The organism is Pseudomonas weihenstephanensis (assembly GCF_016812185.1).
GTDB lineage: Bacteria > Pseudomonadota > Gammaproteobacteria > Pseudomonadales > Pseudomonadaceae > Aquipseudomonas > Aquipseudomonas weihenstephanensis.
The window spans coordinates 233,276-252,504 of the sequence record NZ_JAAEBV010000001.1 but is presented as its reverse complement, the minus strand read 5'-3'; the positions used below and the strand labels follow the sequence as shown (position 1 = coordinate 252,504).

Genomic DNA, 19,229 nt, shown 5'->3' with positions numbered 1-19,229 from the left:
GCCCCTGAAGGGTTATGCCGGCAATTTGAAAGCGATGGTCTGGGTTGCAAAACCTTCAATGGGTGTATCCCCACGTTTGGCCGGGACAAACTTCCAGTTGCGCACGGCGGTGACGGCGGCTTCATCCAGCGCTTGCTTGCCGCTGGACTTGGTCACCTCGACCGTCCCGGCGCGGCCGTTGGGCAGCACCTTGATGCGCAACACCACGGTGCCTTCCCAACTGCGGCGCAGGGCCAGCGACGGGTATTCGGGTGGCGGGTTACCGAGGCTGGCCAGGCCAGACACCGCGGCGGTTTCCTTGACCGGTCCAGGCGCTGCGGCAGGGGCCGCCGGCGCTGTTGGCACTGTTGGCGCAGTAGGAGCGGCAGGGGCTGCGGGCGCAGGTGGCGCAGGTGGCGCAGGTTTGACCGGCTGTGGTTTTGGCACAGGTTTAGGCTTGACCACCGGCTTGGGCTTTTCGATTGGCTTGGGTTTTTCTACTGGTTTGGGCGGCTCCTTGACCGCGTCTTCATCCTCCTGAGGCACTTCAGGCTCGGGCGGCGGGGGTGGCGGTGGCGGCTCTTCCACAGGCGGTGCAGGAGGGGCCGGGCTGGTAAGCTCGACGGTCATTTCCGGAATTTCGGGCGGGGTGATCACAGGTTCTGCTTGGGCTTGCTGGAACACCCACCAGGCACCGGCATGCAACAGCGCTGCCACGCCGATTAGCAGCAACACGCGCGGCGCACTCAACCCGCCGGGCGTTGAGGTGTTGGGCACATGGGGAATATGCGTCCATTGCTGCACACGCTCAGCGTCGAGTGGCGGCGCGGGCCGCGCTTTGTTCTTTACCTCGTCACTCATTAAGAGTCCCTCGACTAAAAGAAGGGCAATAAGGCTCCGTTCGCCCTTGCATGCAGGGACGACAACTGTCTTTAAAACGGTGATCTGCCAATCATGTCGATCCGTGATACTTCACGGATCGACATGACTTAAGGGCTAATGGGATACGACGTCATACAAACTCCTTGGTACACGCCAACGCCAGTCATGACGCGTTATTTTTAGAACGTTAAATTCATTTCAATTTATTACTAGCAATGGCTATGCCAACAGTGAAGTTTAAGAAGGCTGGCGCCCCATTCATTGAACAATGCGCCAGCCTTTTAATAAAAAGTACAGGAGCAAACCTTAAGACTTCTGCACAACCCGCCTCGGTTTAACCCGGCAAACTGCAAAAGACATACGCCCACTTAATTAACATTGTCAGACAATCATGCGAGTGGCTTAAGGGGGGGTGTTTAATGCACCAAAGTGACCAGTTGCTGTATGAAATGAGTGCACTCTTATGCGCGTGAAAATTACAGCGTGAGCGTCAATGCACTGAAGAGTGCACCGGGCATTACATAACGGCTGACCTCGCGGCGTTCATAGGTGCTTGTCGTAGTGAATGACGCCTGCTCTCGGGTCAGGGCCAGCAACAGATGCTTGCACCGGGCTCGAAGAAAACGCATCGAGCCTATGTCTGGGCCTATGCGACGACCTCGACTGCCGATATTCAGGCAGTGGTGTACGACTTCAGCTCTGGTCGTTCGGGCGAGTATGCCCGTAACTTTCTGGGAGACTGGAAAGGCAAATGGGTCTGCGACGACTACGGTGGCTACAAAGCCAGCTTTGCTCTCGGCGTGACCGAAATCGGCTGCATGGCCCATGCCAGGCGCAAGTTTTACGATCTGCATGCGACCCAAAAAAGCGTACTAGCCGAACAGGCACTGCAATACATCGCAGCTTTATACGAGGTTGAGCGTGAAGTTCGAGATTTAGAGCCTGATGATCGGCGAAGAATACGCCAGGAAAAAGCAGTACCGCTGATGAAGACTTTACATACTTGGATGATCGCCCAGCGCGAGCGCGTGTTTGAGGGGGTTAGCCATTACTAAAGCCCTGGATTACAGCTTCAAACGCTGGGCGGCGTTGAGCCGTTATCTGAACGACGCAACGGTACCCATAGACAACAACCACATAGAGCAGCAAATTCGCCCCTGGGCTCTTGGAAGAAAGAACTGGCTCTTAGCAGGGTCGCTGCGCAGCGGCAAACGCGCTGCTGCGCTGATGAGCTTGATCCAGTCGGCCAAGCTCAACGGGCATGATCCGTATGCGTATTTGAAGGACGTACTGACTCGGCTACCGGCACAGCAGATGAGCGAAATCGGTCAGTTACTGCCGCACAACTGGCAATCTGCGTAAACACGCAAGGCGTGTTTACTGGCTGCTTACACTGCTTCGTCACCGATGACCAAGCAACCCACCGGGTAATCACTCGGAAATTCACCCTGTCAATTAACAAAGCCACACCGTCATAGCGACGGCCACCGGCTGCAACGTCCATGAATTCGCCGTTGACATGCACAACCAGATTTTGCAGAAGACCTTGCCCGGTCTGCTTATGAATGCTGAGGATAGAGGCTGCAAGAGCCTTAATCCCCGTCCGGTACTTAGCAGTGTCGCGGCCAGTGCGGCGCACGTTCGCGGCGCTGAGACGCAGGCGGTTGAAAGGAATGACAGTGGTATATGCGTTAGACATGTTGCTACCAATACAAGGTGTACCCTGAGCGGTGGCCGCCGCTCGCTTCGCGTCACATACCCGAGGCAGGAGCCGTATGCGGTAGTTCCGCAGGTACGGATCTGTGTGGGTCGGTAGGTAACTGCCGTCCCTACCGCGACCGTTTTTTTCAGAGTTTCTTTAAGTTATAAGCTTTTCGTTTGGTATCGTTTTTTTGTTGCATTAACTGTCATTTATTACAGTTCTGTTGGAGTGGGGCTTTGGCTATTATTCTATTTCGACAACTGGCATGGGAGAAGACGAAATGATTGATGAAAACTTTAAGAACCTTCTTGTAGGGACGGATGGTACTGTTAAGGGGGCTTGGGTTCGTATTACGGGTTATTTCGATTTCCCAACACGAAGCACGGATCGAATTGGCCGGTTTAAGAGCTGCAATTCGGAGGCGATCACACTCGATGAAGAAGATGGTACTCGTATAAAAATCTTAGGCTGGGACAAGATACTTGGTATTGGAGTTGAGAAAAAATTGCGTGAATAAGATGAATAGTAAATGTAAAAGCTAAACTTGAGCTGACAGTTGCTGGATTTGCGGTCGTGACTGTCAGCTCAGATTAATGTACTCCCAACCCAGCGGGGATCGATTTTTCAACAGCGAGTGGTCAACGGTTGAGCCGTGATTGAATCCAGATAAACTGTTATCCCTCAAACCAAAGCGCTGTCATTTAGTACAAAAGTAGGCGCAAATTATGAAAAGCTCGGTCTGTACAGACGGTAAGCGCAAAACATCGATACGTTCAAGTTAGATATCGCGGCGTTTTGCAAGGTAGTTGTCGCGTCAACCGTGTATTCATGCGGCTCTTTTCAGTACCGGCAACTCCCTTTCCGGGTTAAGCGTGACGGCCCCCATAGGTTGCCAGTTGCGCGTCGCGCCTGACCAGCGATGAGGGTGTTGATCACGCGCTTGCGTAGGACTTACGTTCACGCATGGCGATCCTGACATTAAGGGTAATTGCGTCCGCTTAAAATTACGCGGACACAATCACACTTGCTGTCGGAGGTCGGAAGGTGTATTCGCCAGCCCCTTACCCAGCATGTTGTACAGCGTGACATCCCGGTGAGGCGCGCGGCGCTTTGATCCGAGGAGTTCAGGTACCACAGATTACTGATGTACAGCGCCGTGCCGAGTGCGTTCAGCCCCTCGTCATCGGGTAAGTCGCCCGGTTAGATGTTCGTCGCTGATAGGGGGTGGCTCGATGATATTTCGGGTCACGGCCATGTGGTGCGTGTGCTGCTCTACCAGGCGTAACGACAAAAAAATGGAGGCGTGTGCATAGCGCTGCATGAACTGTCGTAAAGACGACTGTGCGTCAGTCATGAATCTAATGTTCTTGTAGTTAATCACCCTGCGGTACAGAGACGCGCGTAAGGAAACCGAGTACGCAGGGAGTCATTGATTAAAGGCCGGTAATAAGAAGATCGAGCAAGTCTGGCCATCTAAAAGAGCAAGATGTGCGCCAATAAGTGGTGCCTTAGTGCACGTTTCATGTGGCAAGAATCATTAAGAATGAGGGCGCTGTGCTTTCACGTGCTATCGCCTCTCGATAGCGCGTGAAATAAGAAGGCGCGAGGTTTAACGTTCATGACTCTTGAGTCACTAAGTTGTCCTGTACTTGATCGTCAGTTTCACTGAGAAGTCCATCCGTCTGGCGTTGCCATAATCCGAAATACAAGCCACGGCGTTCAAGGAGTTGCCCGTGGGTGCCGTCTTCAATGATCTGACCTTTGTCCAGTACGACAATACGGTCCAGGTGCGCGATGGTGGACAGGCGATGGGCGACAACCAGCACGGTTTTGTCCGACATGATGTCGTCGAGGCTGCCTTGAATCAGGCTCTCGGTTTCTGAATCGAGGCTTGCCGTGGCTTCGTCGAGCACCATGATCGGTGCGTTTTTCAACAGTGCGCGGGCGATGGCGATGCGCTGGCGTTGTCCTCCTGACAGTTTGACCCCGCGCTCGCCGATCAACGCGTCATAACCCTCAGGCATTTCTAGGATGAATTCGTGGGCGTGGGCGCGTTTGGCCGCGAGGATGATGTGTGACTCGCTGGCGTGCACGTCGCCATAGCCAATGTTTTCGCGCAGTGAACGGTGAAACAGGCCCGGCTCTTGGGGGATGAGCGCGATGTGCGTGTGCAGCGATTGTTGGGTCATGTGTTGAATGTCCAGACCATCGACTTCAATCTTGCCGCTCTGTGGATCGTATGAGCGCAGCAGCAGGTTGAGTAACGTCGATTTACCCGAGCCCGAAAACCCGACAATGCCCACGCGTTGCCCGGCGCGAATGTCCAGATTGAAGTGTTTGAAAATTGGTTTGTCGGGGCTGTAGCCGAAATTCACATCACGAAAGTGAATCGAGCCTTTCTCGATGCGGGCAGCTTGCGCGCCGTGCTGATCCGGCATTTCGTGGGGTTGCAGCAGCGTATTGATGCTGTTTTCGATGTTGCCGATGAACTCGAAGAAATGCATGAACTGCATGCTCAGAAAGCTGCACTGCGCCACGATCATCAAACCCAGTGTGGCGACCATCACCAGTTGCCCGACATCGATTTTGCCCAAGTGCCACAGGTACAAGGCCAAGGCGACCAAACCCACGCGCAACACGATGGACAGGCTGTCTTGCAGCAGGCGGATTTTCTCCTGATAGAAGAAGGAGCGCTGGGCCGCCTGTTTCTCTTCTGTCTGGTAACGGGTCAGGTAATCGAGCTCAAACCCCTGACGGGCGAACAGGCGGATGCTGCTCAAGTTGCCCACGGCGTCGACGATTTTGCCGGTGGTCACGCTGCGCGCTTGCGCGTGATTGCCAGCGAGCACTTGGGCTTTGCGCGACAGCACAAACGCCAGCCACGAATAAGCGCCCACCCACAGCAACAAGCCCAGGCCCAGCCAGGGTGATGCCAGGGTCAGCAATACCAGGCTGGTGACCAGCACCACCAGAATCGGCAGCATTTCCACCACCAGCGACCAGGTGATTTCCAGCAAACCGATGCTGCCTTCACCGATACGGTGCGCCAGGCTGCCAGCAAAGTGCTCGCTGAAATAACGCGGCGAATGGCGCTGCAAGTAGGCAAAAAGGTCGCGGATAATGCGTATTTTTTGCTGCGGGCGAACCATGATCATGCACAGCGTGGCGCCGCGTGCGAACAGCATTTGCGCTACCGCGAGGGCAAACAGTAAGCCCAGCGCGGGCAGGCTGGCGTGCCACACGTCAGCCTGATCCCAGGCGCCATCGCTGACGGCACCGGTAATTTGGCCGATGGCGTAGGGCATCAGTGTCGCGGTCATGGCAGCCCCAACTTGTAACAGGGCAATGCCCCAATACCAGCCGGGATACAGGCGAATGTAATGCCACACAAAGGCCCACGGCTGTTTGGGTGGAAGGGTGATAGCGTCAACTTCAGACATGACGGGCTGCCTTCTTTTTTGGAGCAAAAGGAGTCGCGTTGGCGGCGCGATAAAAGGCGCAGCCAAAAACGGGCTGAGGGTCAGCAAACAGTGAGTGCGTATCGCTGGCGCCCCGGCATAAACGCGGGCGTCAGCGCAGCGTCAGGCTAAGTGTCGGTGCCCGGACACGAATGCCATACCGGCAGACGCAAGGCGACAAACAGGGCGGGGGAAGGGGCGGTGGTTGAAACTGTGCACGCATCCGACATCGTTCATATTCCTTTATAACAGCCGCTTATTGACGTGACTTTTGGTCCGTCATTGCACCGAATGTGGACGGCGTTACCGTCCGTGTTCGCAATGGGTGCGGGTTGCGCACGCGGGAGGGGTCATTCCAGCCGAATAATTGCGAACGCGGATTTACAAGAAAAAAGTGTGCCAGTTTGTGTCAAAGGAAATGTAAAGATGCAGCGCGGCTGATCGTAGCCGCGCATGACGGTTGGCGCCGACCCGCTGTTGCAGTGTTACCCCACGCTGATCAGGCTCTGGCGGCAATGCAGGGTCAGCCGGGCACCACCGCTTTCGCGGTTATCCACCTCCAGGCTGAAACCGTGCAGGTTGACGATGGCAGCCACAATCGACAGGCCAAGGCCAAAGCCGCCATGTTTGTCGTCACTGCGGTAAAAGCGCTGGAACACCGCCTCACGTTCTGCTTCTGGAATGCCGGGGCCGGTATCGAGCACTTCAATGCGCGGGCTGGCGTCATCGTTGACCGCGCGCAGAATCACTTGACCACCCGGCGGGGTGAATTTGATCGAATTGCTGAGTAAGTTGGCCAGCGCTTCAAATAACAATGCGCGGTCGCCGGTCAGGCCGGGCAGGCTGGCAGGCACGTCCAGCAGCAGCGTCACCTGGCCTTCTTCGGCCAGCGGCAAGTAAAAGTCATACAGCTCTTGCAGCAAGGGCAGTGGGTCTAGTTGCACAAAACCTGAGCGCCGCTGATGGTCTTCCAGTTCTGAAATGCGTAACAACCCGCGAAAGCGCGCCATCAACGTATCGGTTTCAGCGATCACCTGATCCATTTGCAACGCTTGGGGCGAGCCTTCGGGTGCCTGCTGTTGAATGCGGTACAGTTGCGCACGCAGCCGGGTCAGCGGTGTGCGCAAATCATGCGCGATGTTGTCACACACCCCTTTGACTTCATGCATCAGCCGCTCAAGGCGGTCGAGCATGGCGTTGACGATGGCCGCCAGCATGTCCAGCTCGTCACGCCGGTTCGACAGCGGCAACCGATAAGTCAGATCACCCGCCACGATGGCTTCGGCACTGGCCTGGATGGCTCGGATGCGTTGCAAGGGCCGACGCCTGAGCAAATGCCAGCCCGCGATGCCGGGCAGAATGGTCAGTGACAATCCCCAAAACAAGGCATGCAAAATGATCCGCGTCACCGCGAACAATGAGCCGTTGTCGCGCACCAGCACCAGCCAGCGGCCATCGTTGGTCTGGGTGGCGACGGCGTCGCAGCTGTCTTGCGGCAGGTTGGGATCGTCGGCGTCGATGCAGGTGCGCAGCTCGTGGATCTGGCCATCGAGCGGCAGGTCATCAGGGATGACTTGAATCGGACCGCTGAGGGGGCGGTGTTGCGCATCGAACAGTCCATAGGCATCAACTGTTCGCATATCGAACGTCAGGCTGGTGGCCAGCGCTTCATCCAGTTGCTCACCTTCAAAGCGCGAGAACAGGTGCTGGCGCTGCATCAAGGAGTGCTTGGCCAGATTAGCGAGGTAGTGCGACACCTCGTAATACAGCACGCCCATCAGGATGCAGCTCCAGGCCACGAACAGAAAACTGTACAGCGCCAGCAAGCGACTGCTGGAAGAACGCCAGCCCTTAGAGGGGTTCGGCAATGACATAACCCGAGCCTCGAACGGTGCGAATCAGGGGCACCTGGCCCGGCGGATCGATTTTTTTGCGCAGACGGCCAATGTGCACGTCGATCAGGTTGGTGCCGGGATCAAAGTGATAACCCCACACTTCTTCGAAAATCATCATGCGCGAGAGGATTTGCCCGGTGTTGCGCATCAAAAACTCAAGCAGTTTGTATTCCGTGGGCAGCAGGCTGAGTTGTTGCTCGGCGCGGCTGGCTTCACGGGTGATCAGGTTGAGTTCCAGATCGGCGACGCGCAGGGACGTTTCGTATTTGTCGGCCGGGCTTTTGCGTCGTAACAGCACTTCCACCCTGGCGGCCATTTCGTCGCTGGCGAACGGTTTGGTCAGGTAATCGTCGCCACCGGCCCGCAACCCGCGCACACGTTCGTCGACATCGGACAGGGCGCTGATCATCAAGATTGGGGTGCTGACACCAATGGTGCGCAAGGTGGTGACAATCGCCAACCCGTCCAGCTCGGGAAGCATACGGTCGAGGGTGATCAGGTCGTAATCGCCACTTACAGCGCGCACCAGGCCTTCACGGCCGTTGTCGACCCAATCGACCTCCAGGCCGTGGCTGCTCAGTTCAGCCACGATTTCTTTCGCCGTTACGGCATCGTCTTCAATGGTCAAAATGCGGGTCATACCGTCACCTGATAAGCCTTCACAGCGGTGAGCACATTTTGCCCACAAAAAGCTGAAACGTTTCTTAATAATTCTTCATGTTCAGCTTCGCGGCAGGTATGTCGGCGCGAGGGTTGACCCGCACAGCGTCTTTAAAGCGGGCGCGTGATCAGCGTCATCTGTGGAATCGGCTTGCGCATCAGGGTGCCTACCACCAGCGCGCCGAGCAATCCCAGCCAACCGGCGACCCACAACACCACGCTGAACCCGCTGACAAACGCCTGCGTCGCCAGTGCCTGAACCTGTGGTTGCACAGCATCGGGCAGTTGGCTCAAGGCCCCGGTCATGTCCCCGGCAGCGACTCGCGAGGCAATAAAGTGGGTTTGCCCCACCCATTGCGACGCGTCCACTTTCAAGCTGGCATGCAGGTTTTGCTCGGTGTGTCCGCCCAGTAATGCCCCCAACACGCCGATCGCCAACACGATGGCGCTGAAGCGCATGGTGGTGCTCATGCCTGACGCCATGCCCACCCGGTCGCGCGGTACACAGGCCATGATGTTTTTTTGCGTATCGCCATTGAGTAAGCCTGCCCCGGCGCCAGTCACCGCGGTGGTCAGCGCGAAACTCAAATACCCGCCGTGCTCCACCGCCCAGGCGCTCAGCAGGTTGCCGCAGCCCACCAGCGTCAAACCCGCTGCCATCATCGTGGCGGGGCTGTAACGTGAGGCCAGGCGGGCGCCAATGCGCGGGCAAATCAACATGGTCAGGGCAAAGGGCAGCATGCCCAAGCCTGACAGGACGGCACTGAACCCCAAGCCGTTTTGCAGGTAGAACGGCAGCAGGGTCATCATCACTTGGGCACAACCGGCGTAGGCGAACATGCCAAGCAAAGCGCCGATAAAGCGCGGATGACGGAACAGTTGCAGGTCAATCATCGGGCGCTTTTGCAGGGACTCAACCAACACAAAGACGCCCAGTAGCATCAGCCCGCCGAACATCCGGGCATAGGTCAGCGGGCTGTTCCAGCCAATGCGGTTGGCTTCAATCAGGCCCCAGATCAGGCACACCAGGCTGGCGCTGAAAGCCAGGCTGCCCCACGGGTCGAGGCGCGCAGACTGCGGGTCGCGGGACTCGGCAATCGCATGGGTAACCAGTGCCATGAGCAACAGGCCCACCGGCAGGTTGAGGTAGAAGATCCAGCGCCACCCCAGGTACTGGGTGATCAGGCCGCCCAATGTCGGGGCGGCGGTCATGGCCACGCCCATGCAGGCGCCCCAGAATGCCCAGGCTTTGGCCCGCTCCACCTCGTCATGGAACGCATGACCAATTGAGGCCAGTGCCGAGGTCAGTAGCAGTGCCGCGCCCACGCCTTTTACCGCACGGGCGATGTCCAGCAGCAGCGTGGTCGGCGCCGCCCCGCAGCCGATGGAGGCGAGGATGAAAATGCTTAAGCCCCAGAGCAGGGTCTTTTTGCGACCGAAACGATCGGCAATGCTGCCCGCAGGCAGTAGCAGTGCCGCAAAGGCCAGCATGTAGGCGCTGACCACCCACTCGATATCGACGAAATTGGCGCCTAAATCCTGAGCAATGCTGGGGAGGGTGACGGCGACGATGTTGGTGTCGAGCACGATCAGTGAACACACCCCTGATGCGGCCAGCAGGGTAAGACGTGGGCTGACGGCTTTCATGGCTGTTGCTCCCGGGGGGGGCGGCTCATTGCGTTGCAGGCAATGCACTGCACACGGGCTGGGGCATGCGCCCCGGCTAACTCACTGCACGGCAATAAAACAGGGGATTTGACGGACATGTGAAGGACTCTCTAGTGTGACTGTCGGCACAGGGTATCGCTGTGTAACAGAGTGTTTGTTAGCGAATGTGCTGGACTTCATTACCTTTGAGCTAATACGGCTATGGATATACGTCATTTCCGCTACTTTCTGGCGGTTGCGCATCAACGCAATTTCACTCGCGCCGCCGAAGTGCTCGGCATCGCGCCGCCGACGTTAAGTCGCCAAGTGCAAGACCTTGAAACCGAACTGGGGGTTCGCTTGTTCGTCCGCGAGCAGCGCCAGGTCAGCCTCACGCAAGCCGGGCAGGCCTTATTGCCCGAAGCACAGGCCACGGTGCGCCAATTTGAGCTGGCGCAACGCAACGCCCAGCGTGCAGGGCGAGGCGAGTTGGGGCATATCGAGTTGGGGTATGTGGCGTCGGCGGTGTATTCGGGGGTTTTGCAGCGTCAGGTTCAGGGTTTCAGTCGCGAATGCGCCGACGTGAGCCTTACCGTGCGCGAAGCACTGATGCCCGATTTGCCACTGATGGTGGTCGAAGGTCGTTTCGATGTTGGCTACATACGTTCACCGATGGCGCTGCCAGAAGGTCTGCAAGCCCTGCGCTTGAACGCAGAAGGCTTTGTACTGGCGCTGGCGGCGGACTCGTGGCTGGCGCGCCTTAAAAGCATCAGCCCCGAACATCTGCAAAACGAGACGTTCGTGCTGCCGGAGCAAATCAGCGGCACCTTGCAAGTGGCCGCGCAAGGTGGCTATGCCCCCAAGTTGGGGCCGCAACCCGGCGGGTTGGTCGCGGTCATTGCACTGGTATCGTTGCGCCAGGGCGTGGCGGTGGTGCCAGCGTCCGTGGTGGGGCATATCAGTTTGCCGAGTGTGATTTATCGTCCCATCGACGGCTGTGAAGTGACTTCATGGCTATCCTTGATTCATCGGCGCTTTGAAAAGTCGGCGGTCGTGGCGCGTTACATTGAGCACGCCAAGCACGACTTCCGGGTAAACGAGGCCGCGCTAAGCCGCTGATGACGGATCGATCAAAAAGACCTGATTAGGTACTGGCACATAGCCAATGTCTTTGCGTGCGTTTGCTATGGGAACCAGTACAATCGCGCACTTTTCACCGAGCATGGAAGCAGTTCGGCAAACGCTCACGAGAAGGCCCATGGTTTCTGCAAGTTACTCCCCCGCGTTGGTTTTGATTTCACTGTGTGTCGCCATGCTGGCGTCGTACACGGCCCTTGATCTGGCAGGCCGGATCGCCACGGCGCGTGGTCGTGCCGTTTACCTATGGATGGGTGGCGGCTCGCTGGCGATGGGCTTCGGCATCTGGTCGATGCACTTTATCGGCATGTTGGCGCTGTCCTTGCCCATTGAGCTGGGTTACGACGTGGGCCTGACCCTGTGGTCGTTGCTGGTGGCCATCCTGTCCTCAGGTTTTGCCTTGTGGATGGTCAGCCAGCCGCGTTTGCCGGCGCTGCAATTATTATTTGGCGCCTTGATCATGGGAGCGGGCATCAGCGCCATGCACTACAGCGGCATGGCCGCGTTGCGCATGCAGCCAGGCATCGATTACGACCCGGCACTGTTTGGCTTGTCTTTGGTGATTGCGGTGGGCGCTTCGGCCGCCGCGCTGTCGATTGCCTTTCGCTTGCGTCAGCAAACGCCGTATGTGCGTCTGGCCAGGGCGGGCGCGTCGGTGATCATGGGGTTGGCGATTGTCGGCATGCACTACACCGGCATGGCGGCTGCGAGTTTTCCGGCGGGCAGCTTTTGCGGTGCGGCGCTCGATGGTTTGAGTGGCAAAGGCTTGGACAACCTGGTGTTGGTCGCCAGCCTGGCGGTGTTGATTATCGCGCTGCTGACGTCGATTTTTGATGCCAGGCTCGATGCGCGCACGGCGGCGCTGGCAGACTCGCTGACGCTGGCCAATCAAGAGCTGACGCAACTGGCGCTGCACGACAACCTGACCGGGTTGCCCAACCGTATTTTGCTGGCCGACCGTATTGGTCAGGCCCAGCGCAAAGTCGCGGAGCAGGGTGGCTGTTTCTCGTTGATGTTTATCGACCTGGATGGCTTTAAGCCGGTGAATGATGCGTTCGGCCACCATTTAGGTGATCGCTTGCTGCGTGAAGTCGCGCTGCGCCTGCGTGAGCAGTTGCGCGGGCAAGACACCCTGGCGCGCATTGGCGGCGATGAGTTTGTGCTGCTGGTGCGCTTGAATGAAACCGATGATGCGCCACAGGTGGCGGCGCGCCAGGTCAGCCTGTTGTCCAGAACGTTTCAAGTGGACGAGCATCAGTTGCAAATCTCCGCAAGCATCGGCATTGCGCTCTACCCCGGCAATGGTGAAAGCGCCGAGGAGTTGTTGATGAACGCCGACGCGGCGATGTACCACGCCAAAGGCGCGGGCAAAAATGGGTACAGCTTTTTTGATGTGTCCATGAACACCAATGCGCGCAAGCAATTGCAACTGCTCCAGGACCTGCGTCATGCCTTAGAGCATCAGCAGTTCTGCCTGCACTATCAGCCCAAATTCGACGCTAGCAATGGCCAGGCGGTGGGGGCCGAAGCGCTGTTGCGCTGGGAGCATCCACAGCAAGGGCTGCTGATGCCGGACGCGTTTATCGACCTGGCGGAAAAGACCGGGTTGATCATTTCGATAGGCGAATGGGTACTCAACGAAGCGTGTCGCCAGATGCGCCTGTGGAGTGATCAGGGTTACAGCCACTGGCGCATGGCGGTGAACCTCTCGGCCTTGCAGTTTTGTCACAAGGGGCTGGTGGACAGCGTGGCGTCGGCGTTGGCGCGTCATCAATTGCCGGCCAACAGCCTGACCCTGGAAATTACCGAAACCACCGCCATGAGCGATGCGGATGCCAGCATGAACGTGCTGCAACAGCTGTCACAGATGGGGGTCGACCTGTCCATTGATGACTTCGGTACCGGTTATTCGAGCTTGATGTACCTCAAGCGTTTGCCGGCCAACGAGCTGAAAATTGACCGTGGTTTTGTGCGTGACCTGGAGCACGACAGTGACGACGCGGCCATCGTCTCGGCCATCGTTGCGCTAGGGCAGGCGCTGGGGTTGCGCATTGTGGCCGAGGGGGTTGAGACCGATACCCAGCAAAGCTTTTTGACCACCCTTGGCTGCGACGCGTTGCAGGGGTTCTTGCTGGGCCACCCCAAACCTGCGCAACAGTTCATGGCCGATATCCACCAAGGCCAACAAGCGCTTGTGCAGAAAAACACGGCGCACTGACAAACACCCTGCTGCCAGTTATTCTGCCCGCAGGTTTACACCGTGAATGGGGAACGCGTATTTATGGATAAAGTCATCGTGATCACCGGTGGCAGCCGTGGCATTGGGGCGGCAACAGCACTGTTGGCAGCCCGGCAAGGCTATAAAATCTGCATCAACTACCTGGCTGACGACGCGGCGGCGCACGAGGTGCTGGAGCACGTCCGGGCCTTGGGCGCACAGGCGATCAGCGTGCGCGCCGACGTCAGCAATGAGGACGAAGTCATCAGCCTGTTCCTTCGGGTTGATCAGGAACTGGGGCCGGTGACTGCCCTGGTCAACAATGCCGGGACCGTGGGGCACAAGTCGCGGGTTGAAGACATGTCCGAGTTCCGCATTCTGCACACCCTTAAAACCAATGTGCTGGGCCCGATTCTGTGTGCCAAGCATGCTGTGCTGCGCATGTCCCCGCGTTATGGCGGGCAGGGCGGCAACATCGTAAACGTCTCGTCGGTGGCGGCGCGCTTGGGCTCGCCGGGTGAGTACGTTGATTACGCCGCGTCCAAAGGGGCGCTGGACACCTTCACCGTGGGCCTGTCCAAAGAGTTGGCGGGTGAGGGGATCAGAGTCAACGCGGTGCGGCCGGGTTACATCTTCACTGACTTTCATGCCTTGAGCGGGGACCCGGGGCGTGTCAGCAAGCTGGAGTCCATCATCCCGATGGGCCGAGGTGGTCGCCCTGAAGAAGTTGCTGAGGCTATTGTGTGGTTGTTATCGGACAAAGCCTCGTATGCCACAGGCACATTCGTCGACATGGGCGGCGGACGCTGAACAGCGCACAAGTGTTGATGTGCTTTAGATGGGCGTGCCCTACCATCCGGCCGCCTCGCCAAGTCTCGGCGGTGGCTTCGCTCCGGCACCGTTGCGGTGGCACGCCGCGACGGGCCATCCTAGGCCCAACACGGCTGTCTGGGCATTCTCGCAACAGTCACTGCGCTCAGCCTTCTGTGAGGGGCCTTTGCGTTGTTCGATCGATGTGGGTGGCAACAGGAAGAGATTGAAAAGCAAAGAGCAAAAAGCAACCCGGGCGAGGGTCTTGCAATTGAAGTCAATAAGTCGATAATGCGACTTATTACTATTTGAGTCTGGTTGTTTTTTATGAATTGTTCGAGTGGCGCAGTCCCTATGAGCAAAAGCAGCGTTGACCCCATTACCCGTGCGGCTGTTGACTGGATGTTGCTGCTTGAGTCCGGCCACGCATGTCCTTCCCAACGTCAGGTGTTCAAAGCCTGGCTGGCGCAAAACCCGGAACACCTGGCTGCCTGGCAGCGCGTCGCCGATGTTTTAAGTTTTAAATCCCGTCAAACCGCAGACCCTGATCAACTCAAAGAAGTGCGCCGGGTGCTGAGCGCCGGTACTTCGTTCTCGCGCCACAAGGCCATTCAACACGCATGGCTTGCGTTTTTAATCGGTGTGGGGGTTCTGGCCTCGGGCCTGCTGCTCCAGGGCTGATGCCAGGCTGAACGCCAACGGCAGGCGGGGCAGTAGCGTGGCCTGGTAGGCATGGTAGAGGTCAGGTTTGCCAGGCCAAATGCGCGCCGAAGGTTGATTGGCCGGGTTCAGTTCGTGATGCCAGCTGCCGTGTTGGCGGTCGATCAGGTGCAGGTCGATGTAGTCCCAAAACTGCGTGTACCACGTTTGATACTGCACCTCGCCTGTGCGCTGCCACAACGCAGCCGCCGCGGCTGAGGCCTCGGCCAGCGTCCAGTGCAGGCGCTCACGCACCACCGGCCGGTTGTCCTCATCGAGTGTGTAAACAATGCCGCTGCTGCCATCGACATTCCAGCCGTAGCGGCACGCGCTGTGAAACAGCTGTCGGGCATCTTCGAGTAACCACGCGGGCGTCGACAGGCTGCGCTGCGTGCGTGCAGCTTCCAGATGCAGCAACAGCCGCGCCCACTCAAAGGCATGGCCTGGGGTCTTGCCAAAAGGGCGGAATTGATCGGCCGGGTTATCGCGGTTGTAATCGGGCAAGGGCTGCCAGTTGCCATCAAAGTGCTCAACCGGCAGGTAGTCCGATTGCGCGGCATGTTGATGGATCACCCGTTCTGCAATGCGCAGGGCGCGGTCGAGCCATACGTCTTCATCGAGCACATCGGCCAACGCCAGAAAAGCCTCGGTGGCGTGCATGTTGCTGTTCGCCCCGCGATACGCCTCGCAGTCACTCCAATCGTTGGCAAAGGACTCCAGCAATGCCCCCTCGTCTTCAGACCAAAACGTATCTTCAAGGATTTGGACCGCATCGCCCAGCAGTTCGGCCGAACCTTGCCGACCGGCCATGACCGCCGAACTGAAAGCCAGCGCAACAAAGGCATGCAGGTAGGCTTGTTTGCGAGCAGTACCCGCGTGTGCGGTCGAGGTGGCGAACCAGCCGCCGTGTTTGGCATCACGCAAAGGCCCAGCCAACGCGGCTAACCCGTGATCAATCAGTTGCACACAATCGGGCAGGCCCTTGAGGTGGGCGAGCGCAAAACTGTGCACCATGCGTGCGGTGGTAACGGTGTCTGCGTCAGCCTCATCGGGGCGGCGACCAAAGCGGTCCAGGCAGGCAAAACCCTGTGGCACTCGCGCAGCTTTGGCGAATTCAATCAGCGTTCGGCCCTGCTCATCAAGCCATTGATGGTGCGCAACAGAAGCCATCGAACCAGCGTGCGTGCGAGTGAGATCAATCATGGGCCACCTATGTTTTTGGGCATGATCCAGCGCGTGCAGCCTAAGGGATTGATCACCCGTTGAACAGCTGAAAGGTTTCACTGCGCCGCGTCACACGTGCTGTGGATTCAGCGCCGTTGATTGCTCAGACCTCCGGTCCCCAGCGTTGCGACCAGTCGCTGTCTTGTTTGACGATGTCGCGCAATAGCTCAAGCGCCTGTTGCAGCGCCGCGCAATCACGTTCGCGCGAATACACCAGGTAGGTGGGGTAGCTGAATTCTGGCGCTTTGGGCACCCGCTCCAGCGCACCGCTGTTGAGGTAGCTTTGCACCACGCGTGTGCGAAAGTAGCCACTGCCGCCGTTTTCAAGAATGTAGTGCAGCGCCACAGGCCCCAGGTTGAAGCTGAGCGCGGCGCGCGCTTTATCGGGCAGCGCAGCATCATGCTGACGCCGAAAGTCTTCGCCCCAATCCACGTACACATAAGGCTCTGGTAAGGCGGGGCGGCGGATTTGAATCAGCTTTTCTTCCAGCAATTGCTCCACCTGCACCCCAGGCCAATACGCGGGCCGGTAAACCAGAGCGGCATCCAGCAAGCCCATTTCCACTTGACGCAACAACTGCTCGCCATCGCGAATTTGCACGCGCACGGCGTGGGAGGTGAGGTGTTGGCGCAGGGCTTTGGTCCAGCTCAGGATCAGCGGGTTGCACAGGCTGACCTCGCCCGCGATATGCAGCACTTGGTTGAGCCCTTCAGGGCGCGGCAGATCGCGCCGTGCCGCTTCCCAGGTTTGCAACAGTTGATTGGCATACACCACAAAAGCTTCACCTTCGGGGGTTAACCTGGCCCCGGCGCGGTTGCGAATGAACAACGTCACGCCCAGCAGGCTTTCAAGCTTCTGCACCCGTGCCGTCACGGCGGTCTGGGTCACATGCAGGTTCTGGGCAGCGCTGGCAAGGCTGCCGTAGCGAACAATTTCAAGAAAGGTTCGAGCCAGATCCAGGTCCATAGAGGGCCGCCGCAGTGCAAAGGGCGTTCAGTGTAAGTGCAATAGTTCGAAAACTCGAAAAATCAGGTGAATCTATTGGCTTATATCAATGCTTATTTTTGCGAATCGTCTAACGTTCGAGGTCTTGGTATTTAAACGCCAAGACCTCTGGCTGCCCAAAAAAACCAGAGGCCCGCATGAAGCGGTGCGGCACCTGCGGGTGTGCCGCACAATACACATTAAAAGGACAACATAAAAAAATGGATGATTTGAACCGGCAGTACGACATTCAACCTTTAATGCAGGCGGACATGACCATCCTTATCAATGGTCAGGCGGTGAATGCTGCGCAAGGGGAAACCGTACTCAGCGTCTTGAATTCAGTGGGTGTGCGCCAGGTGTCAGCCAATGATCACGGACAGATCAGCGGTGCCTATTGCGGCATGGGCGTGTGCTACTGCTGCCTGGTCAATATTGACGGTCGGCACAAGCGTCGCGCCTGTCAGACCGTGGTACACCCCGGTATGAAAGTCGAAACCGGACACAACCGGGTCGCCGAACAGGAGAAACTGCTATGAGCCTGAATCCTGTCATCGTTGGGGGTGGCCCGGCGGGTATGTCAGCCGCGATCGAGCTGGCACAGCACGGCGTAGCCAGCACCTTGCTCGAAGAGGCGTCGCGCCTGGGCGGTGTGGTGTATCGCGGCCCGTTGCGCGAAGGCGTTGAGCTGGACTATTTGGGTGAGCGCTATAAAGACGCGCTGCATAAATTGCACGCTGAATTCGCCGAGTTTGGCCATCTGGTCGATGTACGGCTCAATCATCGTGTGATTGGTGGTCAGGGCGAGCAGCGGTTACAAATGCTCGATGCCCATGAACAGGTGCAAGAGATTCAATTCCCGCAACTGGTGTTGTCGGCCGGCTGCCATGAGCGCAGCGTGCCTTTTCCGGGCTGGACCACGCCGGGAGTCATCATGCTCGGCGGCCTGCAATTGCAGATCAAAAGTGGTGTAGTCAAGCCTAAAGGCCCGGTACTTATCGCGGGCACTGGGCCTCTGTTGATGCTGGTTGCCTGCCAGTTGCATGCGGCGGGTGTCGAAATAGCCGGTGTTTATGAAGCGTGTGAATTGGGCCGTATCGCCAAAGAAAGCTTGGCGCTGCTCAATCAGCCGCAGTTGTTCCTCGATGGCCTGAGCATGCTGGTGTACCTCAAGCGCCACGGCATCACAGTGCGTTACGGTTGGGGCGTGGTCGAGGCCCGTGGTGAAGGTGAGGTGCAAGAAGTGATTGTTGCGCCGTATTCCAGCACCTGGCAGGCCGACATGAGCAAGGCGCAGCCGGTTGTCGCACGCACGCTGGCGGTGGGCTACGGGTTTATTCCGCGCACCCAGCTCACCCAGCAAATGGGGCTTGAGCACGCCTATAACGTTGATGGCTATCTGGCAGCAACGGCGAACAGCTGGCAGCAAAGCAGTGACCCGAGTATCCATCTGGCCGGTGATGTCACCGGGTTGCGTGGTGGCGAAGCGGCGATGCTCACAGGGCGTATCGCGGCCCTGTCGATATTGATGCAGCGCGGGGTCCTGAGTGAAAAACAGGCCCTTGAAGAGCGCCGCGCTTACATGAGTAAACTCAACACCATCATGCGGTTCCGTGGTGGGATTGACCGCTACACCCAACGCGGCACCCGCCAGATTGACCTGCCCCAGGCCGACACCGTGGTCTGTCGTTGCGAGCACGTGACGCGCGCTGATATCGACGTGGCGCTTAGCCAGGGCGTGCAAGACATGGCCGGGCTGAAAATGCGCACCCGCGTTAGCATGGGCGATTGCCAGGGCCGGATGTGCGTCGGCTATTGCAGCGATCGCTTGCGTGATGCCACCGGGCGCAAGGATGTCGGCTGGTTACGCCCGCGCTTCCCGCTGGAGCCTGTGCCTTTTTCTGCCTTCACCAATCCCTGCAAGGATGCCTGA

At 58.0% G+C, this 19,229-nt stretch carries 15 protein-coding genes and 2 pseudogenes; 8 read left to right on the top strand and 9 right to left on the bottom strand.

The window, feature by feature from the left end; all coding sequences use genetic code 11:
* Positions 1 to 12: 12 nt before the first annotated feature.
* Positions 13 to 840 carry an energy transducer TonB gene (locus GYN01_RS01140; RefSeq protein ID WP_048399393.1) on the bottom strand — a complete coding sequence of 276 codons (828 nt, stop codon included), beginning with the start codon at positions 838 to 840 and terminating at the stop codon, positions 13 to 15.
* A 617-nt stretch (positions 841 to 1,457) separates the two neighbouring features.
* Between GYN01_RS01140 and tnpC the strand changes: the two are divergent.
* Both tnpC and GYN01_RS01125 read left to right on the top strand, forming a co-directional pair.
* Positions 1,458 to 2,223: pseudogene (gene tnpC, locus GYN01_RS01135) on the top strand (IS66 family transposase); the annotation flags it as partial.
* Between the two features lie 620 nt (positions 2,224 to 2,843).
* Positions 2,844 to 3,080, top strand: a complete 237-nt coding sequence (locus GYN01_RS01125; RefSeq protein WP_048399397.1) for a hypothetical protein — start codon at positions 2,844 to 2,846, stop codon at positions 3,078 to 3,080.
* A gap of 500 nt (positions 3,081 to 3,580) precedes the next feature.
* Here the strand turns inward: GYN01_RS01125 and GYN01_RS22210 are convergent.
* The 6 genes and pseudogenes from GYN01_RS22210 to GYN01_RS01100 all read right to left on the bottom strand — a co-directional run.
* A pseudogene (locus GYN01_RS22210) lies at positions 3,581 to 3,760 on the bottom strand (TldD/PmbA family protein); the annotation flags it as partial.
* Positions 3,744 to 3,917: a hypothetical protein gene (locus GYN01_RS01120; protein ID WP_158002647.1), complete on the bottom strand. Its 174-nt coding sequence runs from the start codon at positions 3,915 to 3,917 to the stop codon at positions 3,744 to 3,746. The pseudogene GYN01_RS22210 and the gene GYN01_RS01120, both read right to left, overlap by 17 nt.
* A gap of 262 nt (positions 3,918 to 4,179) precedes the next feature.
* Positions 4,180 to 6,003, bottom strand: coding sequence for an ABC transporter ATP-binding protein (locus tag GYN01_RS01115; protein WP_048399401.1), 1,824 nt, complete (start codon positions 6,001 to 6,003; stop codon positions 4,180 to 4,182).
* A 503-nt stretch (positions 6,004 to 6,506) separates the two neighbouring features.
* Positions 6,507 to 7,895, bottom strand: a complete 1,389-nt coding sequence (locus GYN01_RS01110; RefSeq protein ID WP_048399403.1) for a sensor histidine kinase — start codon at positions 7,893 to 7,895, stop codon at positions 6,507 to 6,509.
* Positions 7,873 to 8,556: a response regulator transcription factor gene (locus GYN01_RS01105; RefSeq protein ID WP_048365387.1), complete on the bottom strand. Its 684-nt coding sequence runs from the start codon at positions 8,554 to 8,556 to the stop codon at positions 7,873 to 7,875. Before GYN01_RS01105 ends, GYN01_RS01110 begins: the two co-directional genes overlap by 23 nt.
* 131 nt (positions 8,557 to 8,687) lie before the next feature.
* On the bottom strand, positions 8,688 to 10,223 hold the full coding sequence (locus tag GYN01_RS01100) for an MFS transporter (protein WP_203306471.1): 1,536 nt from the start codon (positions 10,221 to 10,223) through the stop codon (positions 8,688 to 8,690).
* A 222-nt stretch (positions 10,224 to 10,445) separates the two neighbouring features.
* On the opposite strand from GYN01_RS01100, the gene GYN01_RS01095 reads away from it, so the two are divergent.
* The 4 genes from GYN01_RS01095 to GYN01_RS01080 all read left to right on the top strand — a co-directional run bounded on the left by GYN01_RS01095 (position 10,446) and on the right by GYN01_RS01080 (position 15,069).
* Positions 10,446 to 11,342 carry a LysR family transcriptional regulator gene (locus GYN01_RS01095; protein ID WP_048365389.1) on the top strand — a complete coding sequence of 299 codons (897 nt, stop codon included), beginning with the start codon at positions 10,446 to 10,448 and terminating at the stop codon, positions 11,340 to 11,342.
* 139 nt (positions 11,343 to 11,481) lie between these two features.
* On the top strand, positions 11,482 to 13,578 hold the full coding sequence (locus GYN01_RS01090; RefSeq protein WP_203306470.1) for a putative bifunctional diguanylate cyclase/phosphodiesterase: 2,097 nt from the start codon (positions 11,482 to 11,484) through the stop codon (positions 13,576 to 13,578).
* 63 nt (positions 13,579 to 13,641) lie between these two features.
* Positions 13,642 to 14,388: an SDR family oxidoreductase gene (locus tag GYN01_RS01085; RefSeq protein WP_048399411.1), complete on the top strand. Its 747-nt coding sequence runs from the start codon at positions 13,642 to 13,644 to the stop codon at positions 14,386 to 14,388.
* 354 nt (positions 14,389 to 14,742) lie between these two features.
* Positions 14,743 to 15,069: a FecR/PupR family sigma factor regulator gene (locus GYN01_RS01080; RefSeq protein WP_048365392.1), complete on the top strand. Its 327-nt coding sequence runs from the start codon at positions 14,743 to 14,745 to the stop codon at positions 15,067 to 15,069.
* Here GYN01_RS01080 and GYN01_RS01075 read toward each other — a convergent pair.
* Together GYN01_RS01075 and GYN01_RS01070 are read right to left on the bottom strand one after the other, a co-directional pair.
* The gene (locus tag GYN01_RS01075) at positions 15,022 to 16,290 is read right to left on the bottom strand and encodes a D-mannose isomerase (protein ID WP_203306469.1); all 1,269 of its coding nucleotides are present in this window, start codon (positions 16,288 to 16,290) and stop codon (positions 15,022 to 15,024) included. The two genes, GYN01_RS01080 and GYN01_RS01075, sit on opposite strands and share 48 nt — an antisense overlap.
* A gap of 124 nt (positions 16,291 to 16,414) precedes the next feature.
* A complete protein-coding gene (locus GYN01_RS01070) occupies positions 16,415 to 17,278 on the bottom strand; it encodes a LysR family transcriptional regulator (protein ID WP_048365394.1) in 864 nt (287 codons plus the stop codon).
* Positions 17,279 to 17,517: 239 nt separating this feature from the next.
* Here GYN01_RS01070 and hcnA point away from each other — a divergent pair, with 239 nt between their 5' ends.
* Positions 17,518 to 17,835: a cyanide-forming glycine dehydrogenase subunit HcnA gene (hcnA, locus tag GYN01_RS01065; protein WP_048399417.1), complete on the top strand. Its 318-nt coding sequence runs from the start codon at positions 17,518 to 17,520 to the stop codon at positions 17,833 to 17,835.
* Positions 17,832 to 19,229, top strand: coding sequence for a cyanide-forming glycine dehydrogenase subunit HcnB (gene hcnB / locus GYN01_RS01060; RefSeq protein WP_203306468.1), 1,398 nt, complete (start codon positions 17,832 to 17,834; stop codon positions 19,227 to 19,229). The genes hcnA and hcnB overlap by 4 nt, the downstream gene beginning before the upstream one ends.